Annotated in this window: 9 protein-coding genes and 1 tRNA gene; 3 read left to right on the forward strand and 7 right to left on the reverse strand. The window is 52.0% G+C overall.

The annotated features are described in order from the left end of the window. Nucleotides 1-397: 397 nt before the first annotated feature. The 4 genes from J3P85_RS01235 to J3P85_RS01250 form a co-directional block, all read right to left on the reverse strand. A complete protein-coding gene (locus tag J3P85_RS01235) occupies nucleotides 398-1114 on the reverse strand; it encodes a hypothetical protein (protein ID WP_434704622.1) in 717 nt (238 codons plus the stop codon). Next, nucleotides 1111-4140 carry an HsdM family class I SAM-dependent methyltransferase gene (locus tag J3P85_RS01240; RefSeq protein ID WP_434704624.1) on the reverse strand — a complete coding sequence of 1010 codons (3030 nt, stop codon included), beginning with the start codon at nucleotides 4138-4140 and terminating at the stop codon, nucleotides 1111-1113. The genes J3P85_RS01235 and J3P85_RS01240 overlap by 4 nt, the downstream gene beginning before the upstream one ends. Nucleotides 4141-4400: 260 nt before the next feature. Beyond that, nucleotides 4401-4688: a hypothetical protein gene (locus tag J3P85_RS01245; RefSeq protein ID WP_434704625.1), complete on the reverse strand. Its 288-nt coding sequence runs from the start codon at nucleotides 4686-4688 to the stop codon at nucleotides 4401-4403. After that, nucleotides 4685-5662, reverse strand: a complete 978-nt coding sequence (locus tag J3P85_RS01250) for an integrase domain-containing protein (protein ID WP_434704626.1) — start codon at nucleotides 5660-5662, stop codon at nucleotides 4685-4687. Before J3P85_RS01250 ends, J3P85_RS01245 begins: the two co-directional genes overlap by 4 nt. A 1121-nt stretch (nucleotides 5663-6783) precedes the next feature. Between J3P85_RS01250 and J3P85_RS01255 the strand changes: the two genes are divergently transcribed. The 3 genes from J3P85_RS01255 to J3P85_RS01265 are packed head-to-tail and all read left to right on the forward strand — an operon-like array spanning nucleotide 6784 to nucleotide 9222. Further along, a complete protein-coding gene (locus J3P85_RS01255) occupies nucleotides 6784-8262 on the forward strand; it encodes a GNAT family N-acetyltransferase (protein ID WP_434704627.1) in 1479 nt (492 codons plus the stop codon). Further along, entirely contained in the window at nucleotides 8222-8689 is a 468-nt protein-coding gene (locus tag J3P85_RS01260; protein ID WP_065946692.1) for an ASCH domain-containing protein, read from the forward strand. Before J3P85_RS01255 ends, J3P85_RS01260 begins: the two co-directional genes overlap by 41 nt. Then, a complete protein-coding gene (locus J3P85_RS01265; protein WP_434704628.1) occupies nucleotides 8686-9222 on the forward strand; it encodes an ATP-binding protein in 537 nt (178 codons plus the stop codon). The genes J3P85_RS01260 and J3P85_RS01265 overlap by 4 nt, the downstream gene beginning before the upstream one ends. 199 nt (nucleotides 9223-9421) lie before the next feature. Here J3P85_RS01265 and J3P85_RS01270 read toward each other — a convergent pair whose 3' ends face one another. From J3P85_RS01270 to J3P85_RS01280, 3 genes are all read right to left on the reverse strand, one after another. Next, nucleotides 9422-10744, reverse strand: a complete 1323-nt coding sequence (locus J3P85_RS01270; RefSeq protein ID WP_434704629.1) for a tyrosine-type recombinase/integrase — start codon at nucleotides 10742-10744, stop codon at nucleotides 9422-9424. A gap of 171 nt (nucleotides 10745-10915) precedes the next feature. After that, nucleotides 10916-10991, reverse strand: a tRNA-Thr gene (locus J3P85_RS01275). A 75-nt stretch (nucleotides 10992-11066) separates the two neighbouring features. After that, on the reverse strand, nucleotides 11067-11891 hold the full coding sequence (locus J3P85_RS01280; protein WP_434704631.1) for an FkbM family methyltransferase: 825 nt from the start codon (nucleotides 11889-11891) through the stop codon (nucleotides 11067-11069). Between the last annotated feature and the right edge of the window lie 146 nt (nucleotides 11892-12037).

The raw sequence follows: 12037 nt of genomic DNA on the forward strand, positions 1-12037 counted from the left end.
GAATTATAGGTAGGTGTAAGAGACCGTCAACGTTGCACCGACGTGAAATTGTAACGAGCAGACGGTCGAGCAACGCTGGCTGTCGATGCTGATGAGGCGATGCTGGCCTTCATCCAGCTTTCAGGAGATTTGAATCCTTCCAGAAACAACAAAGCCCTCGCATTTCTGCGAGGGCTTTGTTTTGTATGGGGCACCAGGAGTCGAATCGGTTGCTAAGCTACTGTTTTTAAATAGCTAATATCTATCCTTCGGTTTCACTACCTCTAGAACTACCCTTGTGCGTGAAGGCTATATCGTGGTCGGAAATTGATAGTTCCTATTTTTGTTCAAAGTCTGCTGGTCGGTTAGCTGGGTAGGTGGCGGTAATTTGTTTAAAAGCTAATTAGCGTTGACCTTTTTATTTTGAATTCAACCATAGATGCCAGAGGGCTATTGCGCCAGGAGGCGTCACCGAGATGGATTTTGAATAAATGAAATTACGAGAATGGTGGCTCGAAGAGACAGCAGAACGAAATGTAGTCGGTCTAGCTGGGAGTCGATGTGTTTGCCAAGGATCCGGTTTTCGCTGTGTGCCACTTTCCAGAATCTGAGTAAGATGCTCATCAATAGTCGACGAGTCTCGAGTGTAAGCTATCAAAACAGCCTCGCGATTCGCCCACGCATATTCTCCGACAACAAAGCGCGAAATCCCGTTCTTACAATATAAATCAACACCTTTACCTGACGTTGAGTCAATGATTTTGCATTCGACAACTATTGGAAATGAAGGATGTTTACCTGTCAGAAAAATTGAGAGATCGGGGCGCTTTTCAAGATGAGATCCGTCGTAGCTTAATGACTCTTTCCCACGTACGACAGATGTAACGAGCTGAGACCAAAATGGGTCTATAGTACAAAGATTATTTAAACGTGACTCCATGATCGCGTTTATTTCGGTTTCGCTCCCATGCGCTAAAATCTGATTTTTCTCAAACTTCAGCTGATCCCAAACTCGGCTCAGTGTTTCAAATATAATATCAAGATGTATATTTGCAATTGGGTCGAGTGGAAGTTTTTGGCCTCGAGTGAGCTCTGCTACTTGATCTTCTCGTGGTCTGATTGCAGATTTTTTCATAGAGCATCCTGGCCCGAGAGAAAGCAGACATGATCCCAGATAATACGTCTTGCTGTAAGCCGTGCTTGGCTTGGTGTCCAATATCGAGCTTGGTTGAGTCGACCAAGTATCAAAGTATTATTTGTTTTGTCGGTGTATATGATCTCGGTTGCGGACAGTTCATCAGCAAGTCGCATGGCTTGCATCCAATCAATGTTATTGCTTCGCGAATCATCTGGAATGGTGTTTCGAGCAATTTGTAGGAAACTCCATGGGGATGCTGGTGGAGTCGTAATTTTTTGAATGCTTAATGCTTGATCGAAGCGTTTAGCCCAGGGTTTAAGTTCCAGTTCCAGGCGATCTTTGAATGCGTTTTTTTGTGCAGGGCTAGCTGGCTGCTGACTTGCTTTGACATTCACAGAAAATGGGAGGCGATACTCGAGCGTATCGGTTATTGTCTCAATATCATCCGAACTAAGACCAAATAGCGAGCCAACCCACTGATCAATTTTTTTCCAACTTGCTTCGCTGTCATTAGCTACGAGCATATTGAATAATTCTGACACGGCTTTACGATTGGTCTCTGTAAGTTCCTCAAAGATTGGCACAGGAGACTCATCTATGATGAATTTTTCTACAACTTCTCTTTCAAATCCAAATCTGCCGCTGGTGATTAAAGCGTGCCAGAGCGAAATTTTACTTCCTATGATTAAGGCTAGGAAGCGCACAAGCTCCTCGCCATGTTTGTGCGTGTGAGCGGTATAGCCATGATAGCTTTGGTTGAATATTACATCTTCTGTCGAAACTGAAGTTTTAATCCTACCGGCGCTAACGGGAGGTGCTTCGCGTACTAACAGAAGTGGCCCTTTGAACAGTTCTCTAGGCCGTCCACGATGAACCCTAGGCTTGTTAAATTTATCAAAGTCAGCCGGTGCTAGCAGCATCCCAAGTAGAGGTGTATTCGGTACTTCAGGAAGATCCTCTAGATAAACTGCTGAGAGGCCAGGAAGTCCATCCCCAGACTTACTCGCTTGACTACTGTCTCTCAACCGTTGATAGCCATTCCCTGTATACTTCAGACGGCCTCGAGATGTGCCAAAGCGGTCGGACCAATATTGTTCCAAAGTTGGAAAGCCTTTTGAAGCTATTCGGTCATATAGCTCTAAATCCAGGCGTGTACCTCGGAACAAAATTTTCAAGAGTTCAGGGCGTCGCCTCACGTCTTCTATGGACACAATCTCGGCATTCGAAGCGTCGATCCGCCAGGCGCCGCTCTGATTTAGTGGACCTTCAAGGTGAGGACTTGTGAAGCGAAAACCGGCGCCGGGGCTTGGTACGGCATTTCGAGCAAAAAGTAGGCAAAAGGGTGCGGTAATTTCTGGCCATACGCGAGTTTTTCTTAGCTCGGTGCCGTTTACTATGCCTGTAATATCTAATGATCCAAACAAAGCGTTACGAGCTTCTGGCATGGTTTCGCCGCGCTGGAATAAAAGCCTAGCGTGAAGTGCAAAAGCGATTTGCCCGCTGGGACGCGCCCACTCGAGGGCTCGCCAGACAAATGGCAAATCTAGAACTTCGTTTGGAATAGGTGCGCGGGCTTGGGGATTGCGAAGTCGTTCTCGCGCAATGCCCGAAATTTTATTCTCTAATGAGGACCAGTTTGACAGTTTTGTTGAGGTCGCCCAAGGGGGATTTCCGATGACTAAGTCGTAGGCTCCTATATGTTCCTTCCCAACATCGTCTCCAAGACTTCCTAAGCCTGAGCACTGTGTTTCCTCAATGTTATTTCCAAACTTAAAAAGTACAGAATTACGAAGATTTTTAAATCGTAATTTCTTGATTGGTTCAGGATTCGGATCTAGTTCGATAGAAATAAGATAAAGGCCAAGCGCTGCGAAACGTAGAGCAGACTCATTTATATCGAATCCCGAAATCTGATTATAGAGTATCTCCCTCAGTGTTTCTGTGTCTGGTCGTTTTTGATCGTGGTGCCAGCGTTCAGCAACCAACTGTCGAAAAGCAGTAAGCAAAAAAACTCCTGCGCCAACTGCGGGATCAAGTACACGAGTTTTATGGCATTGTCCTTCACGTGCTAGTGCTGAGAAAGACGCGCGAACCATTAGCTCTGCTATGTGTCGCGGCGTGTAGAATCCACCTTCTTTTCGCTGTTTTTCAGGTTGATGGTGTGACAAATATCGCTCATACGCCTGGCTCAAAACGCCAACGGGGATATAAGCGAAATCCAGCATATCCCATTTTTCGCGCCAGTCTAGCTGAAGTTGACCTTCAGGTGCTCGCCGCAAAATATGGCCAAGTATACGGAAAACATCTTGTGGGGCCGAATTTATTGATTCTATTGTAATAGGGAGGAAGTCCCCATTAAATGTCTCATCGAGCCAGCTAGATATTGCTGTCGTAGTCATTGCAGAATCAAAGAGTGTAGATGCACCACTTGGCGCAACCGCACAAACCGCTTCGGGAAGGATGTTACGGTCAGCCAAAAAACGAACAAATAAAGCGCGTCCAACTAGAGAGATAGCATCCCCATCTGCAACCCCTAGCACGGACATTTCGCTTAGGGCCGCTGTTAGAAGTCTAAGAATAACATCGCTAATCCATCGACGATTTGCTGAAGTCTGCGGTCTTGTATTTGCTAGGTTAGGGATGACAATTTGTTGTTGTTCGCGATTCTCGCTGACTGGGACGCAAGCTTGTGCAAGATCGCTGTCTAAAGTAACTTGGTATATTGATAAGCTTCCGGGGTTCACAACAGCCAGATATGGGGCGTCTCCACGCATAGCCACAAGGCGGCGAATTCTAAGTAGCTTTAGCGGGTCATTCTCGAGCTGACTACCATCTACCAAGAAAAAAAGAGGGCTGCTTTGCCATTCATACACACCTCGTAGTGCGGAAAGTTCAGGAGAGTCCGATCTTCTTGCGGTAGTAAGTGTCGCATAGGGAAGTAGTTCGGGGCGGTCGCTGTCAAATCGCAATAAGGACGCAGGATCTCCGCCATATTGCAGGAGAATATCGTCAAACTCCATCATGCGCGATATTCCTTAATAATACGATTTTCACACTGTTCCCCATTGAATCTGATACTTTTAAGCGAAGCGCGGAGCTTGCCGGAAAACATAGCACATTTTTTTCGTTTTGTCATGCGCTGGCGAGGCGCGTGACAGATATCGAGAAAGGTTTCGCGTAGAGTTGTTTTATTTCCAAAAAATCAGTTTGTCAGTTAATCTATTCGTTACTTGAGTTTCCTAGTGTTAATTGTGGACTGATAAAAATCGGTGTTAGGTCTACATCATTCGTTTTTAATGTGATGAAATTTCCAGTCTTTGTTTAAGTGTAAGGCGATAAGATTAATAGTAAGTAAGTAGTAATATCTAGTTGGCTTAGCGCTACACCTTAATTTATAGTTTAAAAACCATGCCAGGTGCTTATGCTGCCAAGTCCACGGATTGTCTCGGCTCCAGCGTTCAGAAATTGCAGCTTGAATAGTCTTTGCCTGGCGGGTGTGGCGTTTGCGTGTGGCATGTGCTCCAGTCAGGACGCCTGCAAGGAACAACTCCATATCGAATGGCTTACTCATGTTAGACCACCAATGTAGGCTGATACGATGTCGATTCGACAGTGTCCTAATTCATAGCTGATTTGTGAGCGTGCCAGTTGATCAAGTTGCGGGGCGAGTCGGCGGCACAAGCCCCCGTTGATGGGCGCTAGGTGATGGGTAATTTGCTCATAGCGTTCGCATGCATAGGCTGCGCGCAATTCATGGAAGCCTTTGAGGTTGTGCGTATGGAGGATGTTTCGTGCCGGGCGGACAATTCGCTTTTGGAAATCGAGGTAGCTTTCATTAGGCGCAAGCAAATTGCGGCTGCCGGTGGGGGAGACTTGTTCGGCGTACCTGAGCGCTTTGCGAATATGGTCATTCACCCAGATCCAGCGAGGTGCCGATGCGCCCGAGCGGCCACCCTTGGTGCCATCTTGGATATTGATCCTGCCGTAGTGTTCGGCCTCACGTTTTAGACGCGACAGGTCGGCTAAGACGGCCTCGCGCAAGCGCATGCCGGTGGTTCGCGCCAAGAGGGCGATGGAGGCCGCACGGGGGTGCTGTTCGCAAAGCACCTCGAAAACCCACATCACTTGCTCACGATTCTGGCCTTGCGGGTCTGCTGTGCGGACGGTAGTCCGCTGCAGTCCTAAAGCCTTGCTCGGGCTGGGCACTTCCACATACCGATCACGGCGTAGTGCCGCCATCGTTCGGTTCACACTGGACAATCGGTTTTGAGCAGTGGCGATGGCGAGGTCACCTTGTTCAACTTGCTTACGCAAATGTCCGGCGTAATCCAGCAACGTCTGCCGGTCAATCTGTCGCGCATCGTTAACCCCCGGTCCATCCTCAGATCGGCACCAGCGTACAAACGCCTGCCATCGATCGCTGTGCGCTTTCACTGTGTCGTAATGCCCACCGCCAAACAGATCGCGCAACGCCTGCGGTCCGGCATAACTCAATTGCCGCCCATATCCAAAATTCCGCCCCTCTCGTTTACCCACCAACCCCATGATCAAACTCCTCTCGAAGCCAAGCTCTGAAAACCTTCCCCACGTCATCCCGCCAAGAATGTTGAGTGTTATCAGGGATCAAGGCCCCTGCGACCTGTGAGGTTTGTCCACTAACGCGGGGCTGGCGGCTCCTTACGACCGGGAGCTTGGGTATCTCATGATCTGGCCTCCTGAGCACCGAGCGGTGGGCGGGTGAAGGCTGTACTGGCTGACGAGACCGGCGCCGCGAGATCCTGAGTTGGGTGAAGGCAGCTATGCGATGACCGGGGCATACCTGACTGTCAGTCAGGTGCAGTCCATTCCGTGGACTGCGGCACCATCATCTGCAGCGCTGTTGCTGGTGACTTCGGTGTTTGTCACGCCGATTGTCACGAGGGGGAATGCCGCAAAGCCTTGTACGAGTTGGGCTGCAGCAGTGGTAGGAGCGCCCGTCTCTTTCTGGGAGAAAGAGACGGGCGCAGGTTGGCGCACGGGAATGGCCAAGCGGAGAGGTTGCTGCAGGGCAGCTATGAAAGGGGGTGAGTTGCCGCAGTGGGCACACTGGTAAAAGTAGGCATCCATCACATCGCTGTGACCGTGCGAGCCGCCGGACGCTAATCGCACTTTGGGAGAACCACCACCGTGTGGCGTAGCCTTAAAGGTTCTGGCTACCTGGGTTGCTGTCAACGACAGCGCTTTGCCCGATCTTTTCTACGCCTGTGGATAATTCGGGTCAAGGCTCGAATTTCCGGGAGTTCTGCGGCTGTGGATGAAATTATCCACCGGTGGAAATCAGTGGTTTTCCACAGACAGTTGCGTGAGCTTTAGATTTTTTAAGTGAGGTCCATCCAAGCAGGGCGGCTTTGCAGCCCTGCTTGGATGGACCCGCGAGGACAAGCGGATCATCTAGATTTCGAACGCTGCGTTATCCCGCTCCATCTGACCGACTGCTTGTATTTTCTCTATTCAGGGCTCGGCAGCGATGTGCGTTGCGGTTTACCGGCTGTCTGCCTAGACTCCGTGGCTAAATAACATCAGTCCATCAGCAATGTCTTGGGTTGAGTGGCGAGAGTAGTCAACGGGCGTAACCTCGTGTTCGACAGCTAATGTCGTGCATTAGACCGCGCCACCTGGAGGCATCCTTGGCATTGCGTCTTCGTTTCTTGTTAGACACCAACATCCTGATCCCGCTTCAGGACTCCATGGTGGTACTGCAGCCCAGTCTTACAAACTTCGTTAGGTTGTGCAGTGCGCACGGCTACCAACTGCTTTACCACCCTGCGTCAGCCGCGGACATCAGGCGTGACACTGATGAGGCTCGGCGCGAGCGCACTTTGGCCAGGCTCCGTCAGTACACTCAACTGCAGGCTGGGCCGGCTTGTCCATGGAACTCGCCTGAAACTTCGGTAAACGACGCTTGTGACAATGAAATTCTCTACGCATTAGAGAATGATGCAGCGCACGTTTTGGTGACCGAGGATCAGGGGTTGCACCGTAAGGCGCGGGCACGCGGACTGAGTAGCCGCGTGTACTTCATCCAGACTGCTGACGACTGGCTGCGTCGGCTCCATGAGCCTGGTGAGGTGCGACTCCCTCACATTGAAGACGTTGAAATCCATACGTTGACCCACCAACTGGCTGTGCCATTCTTCGACAGTATCCGTGCGGGCTACGATGGTTTTAACGATTGGTTTCGTCGGAAGGCCATGGAAGGGCGTCGTGCTTGGGTCTATCGCGAAGACGCTCATCAGGCTATAGCGGCTATCTGTATTTACGCTGTTCAGGCCGACCAGGCTGTAACGGACGATGGTGAGGTGCTTGTCGGCAGGGCATTGAAGCTCTGTACGTTCAAGGTCGGCGAAACCGTTCGTGGAAGGAAACTCGGAGAGTTGTTTCTCCGGGCTGCCTTCAAGTACGCGACAAACCACCAATGTGAGTCGATTTTTCTGCACGCTAACAACGTTCAGCAGTCACAACTGATCACACTGATTGAAGACTTCGGTTTTCGCTACGAGGGGCTTTACCAAGGGGACGCAGTTTACGTAAAAGCGCATCCTGTCGCCCCGCCTCCGCTGCAGATGGACCCGTTCCAGTACGTCCAGCGCTATTATCCGCATTACATGGGCGGTGATTATGTCCATAAATTTATAGTGCCAATTCAGCCTCAGTACCACGACATTTTGTTCCCGGACTATCAGCGTCCAGGGCATTCATTGCCTGGTAACCATCCGCAAAGGCATGTCAGCAATGCGATCAAACTCGCATATCTTTGTCACACCCCCAGCAAACAGCCGCGTCCAGGCGATGTCGTAATGTTCTATCGCAGTCGCGACATGCGTGCGCTGACGACACTGGGTGTTGTTGAGCGATACGAGTGGTCGGAAGCGGCTGACGATATCGCACAGATTGTGAGCCGTAGAACCGTGTACTCTGATGAACAAATAGAGGAAATGGCCAGGACTGAGACCAAGGTGATGCTATTCCGTCTGATATGTCACTTCGAGCCCCCCCTAGAGTATGCGGACCTTAAGCGCTCGCGGATCGTCAGGGGCCCCATTCAATCGATCACGAAAATATCTGATGAGTCTTTTTCCCGAATCATTCGAGCAACCGAGCGGTAGGGCTGTCCTACTTTCGATAAAGCCAAAATACGCCGACCTGATCCTTGCAGGGACGAAGCGCGTTGAGTTACGTCGAAGCTGGCCGTCCAACGATATTGGCGTCATGGTGTTGTACTCGTCAGCACCAAAGCAGAGGCTGGTAGGAGTAGCCTTTATCGATCGGATTGAGGAATGCGACTTTGAGAGTCTGTGGACCTTGGCAGATGCCAACGGGGGCGGCGTGACCTATGACGAACTCAAGGCTTATGTCAAAGGAAAGAAGACTGCGTTCGGTGTGATGATCCAGCGCATAAAGATCGCCGAAGTTCAGGTCGATCCGAAGGATCTTTTCGCGAACTTCACACCACCTCAGTCCTTTCTCTATCTGGGTCCTAACGATTTCCCACGCGTAATGCGCGCCATGTTTCCATCGGAGGGATCTGTATGAACATATTCGTCGCGGGTGTACATGGTGTTGGTAAGACTTTCCTAGCCTCTCAACTTCCTAAGGCCTTAGGTCTAACGCAAACCTCAGCCAGTAAGCTGATCAAGGAGGAGCGCGCGTTACCTGACTGGGGGACGGATAAACGGGTCGGTGATGTGGACGCCAATCAGATAGCACTGGCGAATGCTGTCACTCGCCACAATGAGGCCGGCACTCGGTTACTGCTGGACGGGCATTTTGTGTTGCTGGATGCTCAGGGTGAATTTTCACCTTTGGCTGCGGACGTTTTTAAGGCTCTTCGCCTCGATGGAGTTTTGCTGCTGGAGGCGGACGCTAATACAATTGCGACTCGCATACGAGAACGAGATAGCCGGGAATTGGATATTGACCACACTATCAAGTTCTTAGCCGCGGAGCGCGCTCAGGCGCAGTTAGTGTGCGATGAACTCGGAATACCACTTCACATTATAGGGACATGTGGCCCTGATACCTTCGCCGCAGCGGTCGCAGCAGTAATTTTGAAAGCCGACCAATAAGCAATTCTACCCAAGTGAAAGGCCGGACGACGTGCACGATTCTGCCTATGCTATGGGGATGCGTACTTTGGCTTCACTTCGACCGGCTAGGGGCGAACGCAGCCAGTCGTCAATGGCCTTACTATTCAACGTGCATGCAAGCGGTAATCAATACAAGCCCATTTTCCTTGTGCGGAGCTGTGGCCCGGAGGCCGAGCGCTTAGTCTGTTGCGCCACGTTTTGTCCTTAGCCGAGTGACATTTGCGCCGGTCTGGTTCGCAAATTCGTGCGGGGTGACATGCTCCTGCCGATTGACCTCAAGATATCGGCTCCACCAGTTCATGATCAGCCTCCTCTCTTCGATGAACTCAGCCTTGTGGATATAGGCCGCTCGGACGTTATTCCTCTCCTTGTGGCTCATCTGCCTTTCAATGGCTGTCTCCGACCACAGCCCTGACTCAATCAGCGCGCTACAGGCCATCGACCGAAACCCATGCCCGCATATTTCGGCTTTGGTGTTGTACCCCATCTTTCTGAGTGCGCTGTTCACCGTGTTTTCAGACATGGGCTTCCAGGGCTTGGCATCGCCTGCAAACACCAGGTCGAATTTGCCGGTGAGGGCGTGGATCTGTTCAAGCAGGGCCACAGCTTGCGGCGATAAGGGTACAAGGTGGATGTCCCCGGCCATCTTTGTACCCCTTGTGGAAAAGGGCACTCCGTCCAATGCCGGACGAGTATCCGGTATCTCCCAGGTGCCGCGCTTGAGGTCGAACTCGCTCCAGCGGGCGAAGCGCAGTTCGCTGGAGCGTACGAACACATGCAGCGAGAGCATGACCGTCAGACGGGTAAGTGCGCGGCCTTTGTAGGTGTCGATACGCTCCTGCAATTCAGGCAGACGCGATAAGGGTAGAGCGGGGCGGTGAACCACTCTCGGGGCTTTGATCAAGCCTTCAAGGTCGTAGGCAGGGTTTGCGGTGATCTGCCGAGAACGCTTTGCCTCGCGCATGATGCTTTGCAGGTAGTTTTGTACCCTTAAAGCGACGTCAATCGTGCCGCGTTTCTGGATCGCTTCCAGAGGTTGCATCAGGTCATGGGTGTCCAGATCGACAATAGAGCGAGCGCCGATCAGCGGGAATACATGGGTTTTGAGGCGGCTCAGAACCGTCTTGGCATGACCCGGTGCCCATTTGGCAGACATCGCGTTGTGCCATTCCAGTGCAGCGCTTTCAAAGGTACGGCCTTTGATTGCGGCCTGCGTCTTGGCTTGGTGTTTGGTCTCGATGGGGTCGATGCCTTTCGCCAGCATCCGCTTGACCTCCAGGCGCTTGTTGCGCGCATCGGCGAGGCTGACCACGGGGTAGCTGCCGAACGAGGTCAGTCCTTCGCGTCCGTCAGGTTTTACATACCTGAGACGCCAGCCTTTACGGCCATTGGGCTGGATTAGAAGGTAGAGGCCATCGCCGTCGAAAAGCTTGTAGGCGCGGTCGGTGGGCTTGGCTGAGCGGCAAGCCGAATCGGAGAGTGGAGCAGTGGTGCGCGACATAAGGGTACTCCCCCTTTATCGAATTACCTTACCCCTAACACTACCCCTAAAACGGTTGGAATCCACCAGTTTCTGACGGAAACCGACGGAACGCCAAAACGAAAAAACCCGCCAGAAGGCGGGTTTTTCGGGGGTTCCAGAGATTTTGAAAGCCTTCTCTGGAACCTTGTATGGTGCCGGCACCAGGAGTCGAACCCGGGACCTACTGATTACAAGTCAGTTGCTCTACCAACTGAGCTATACCGGCGTGTGGGCGACGATTATAGCGATTGGGCGCGTTCTGTAAACCCCTGAATTCTGACTATTTTTGCACGACCCATGCTCAAGCGCGGCGCAGCAGGGCGCGTACTTTCTGCAAGGTTCGCCACGCACGGCTGTTTTGCATGGCGTGGAGTTGGGCTTCGGCCTGTTCCGCCCGTTGCAGTGCGGCGCTGAGCTGTAGGTCTGCATCGTCGATCGGGTGGCTGAATTTGTGGCCTTTGCAAAGTTGAAAGCCGTCGAGGTTGCACGGGGGAATGTCGAAGGCGGGTTTGAGGGCCCGGTGTTCTTCGGCGAGGTAGTAGGTGTTGATGCCGTCGAACAGGATGGACTGGTAGCCGGCATCCGTGATGAGGGTTTCCCAGGTCTGGTCGCGGGCCCATGGGGTTTCGATGAGGATGATCCAAGGGCGCCAGCGGCTGAAGTCCATGCCGCGCAGCACGGTTTCTTCATGGCCTTCGACGTCGATTTTCAGGAAGTGGATGGGGCGCTCCTGGGCGTATTGCTCGCAAATGGAGGCCAGGGTGCGGGATTGGACGGTCTGGGTGCGCACGTCCATGCCGGCGTCGCGGTGTTGTTGGGCGACGCTGGTTTCTACTGTGGATAAGCCTGTGTCGGCGATGGTGTAGAAAGTCAGGCTGTCGGCGTTTTCGCCGGCCACGCATTGCAGGTTGATGTCGTCCGGGCGTTGTTGGCAGAGTGCGTCGTGGTAGGCTGGCACCGGTTCGATGTTGATGCCGCGCCAGCCGCGGTCGTAAAACGCGCGGGTGACCGAATCATCTGTCGGATGGTTGGCGCCGACGTCGAGGTAAAAGCCGTTTTCCACCGATTGAAGGGCGCGCCACAGGCGTATGTCTTCGAAGTTTTGTGCGTAGGAAATGAACGTCACGGCCAGTCCTTGAGTGTGTCGGCATTGTGTCAATCACGATACGTTGGGCTGTTGTATAGCACGGGCGCGGTGGACGCAATTATTGGCGCGGGGCAGCACTGAATTCGGCGGTTATGTCGTTTTGCTTAGACGCTTATGCACAACGG

The sequence above is a fragment of the Pseudomonas sp. Z1-12 genome (assembly GCF_051132015.1).
In the GTDB taxonomy this organism is placed as follows: Bacteria; Pseudomonadota; Gammaproteobacteria; order Pseudomonadales; family Pseudomonadaceae; genus Aquipseudomonas; species Aquipseudomonas zanjanensis.

What these genes read in the sequence shown, in the direction of transcription:
- J3P85_RS01270 (WP_434704629.1), bottom strand. Translation starts at nt 10,744, where the DNA reads ATGTCGCGCACCACTGCTCCACTCTCCGATTCGGCTTGCCGCTCAGCC.
- J3P85_RS01245 (WP_434704625.1), bottom strand. Translation starts at nt 4,688, where the DNA reads ATGAGTAAGCCATTCGATATGGAGTTGTTCCTTGCAGGCGTCCTGACT.
- J3P85_RS01235 (WP_434704622.1), bottom strand. Translation starts at nt 1,114, where the DNA reads ATGAAAAAATCTGCAATCAGACCACGAGAAGATCAAGTAGCAGAGCTC.
- J3P85_RS01250 (WP_434704626.1), bottom strand. Translation starts at nt 5,662, where the DNA reads ATGGGGTTGGTGGGTAAACGAGAGGGGCGGAATTTTGGATATGGGCGG.
- J3P85_RS01240 (WP_434704624.1), bottom strand. Translation starts at nt 4,140, where the DNA reads ATGATGGAGTTTGACGATATTCTCCTGCAATATGGCGGAGATCCTGCG.
- J3P85_RS01265 (WP_434704628.1), top strand. Translation starts at nt 8,686, where the DNA reads ATGAACATATTCGTCGCGGGTGTACATGGTGTTGGTAAGACTTTCCTA.
- J3P85_RS01260 (WP_065946692.1), top strand. Translation starts at nt 8,222, where the DNA reads ATGAGTCTTTTTCCCGAATCATTCGAGCAACCGAGCGGTAGGGCTGTC.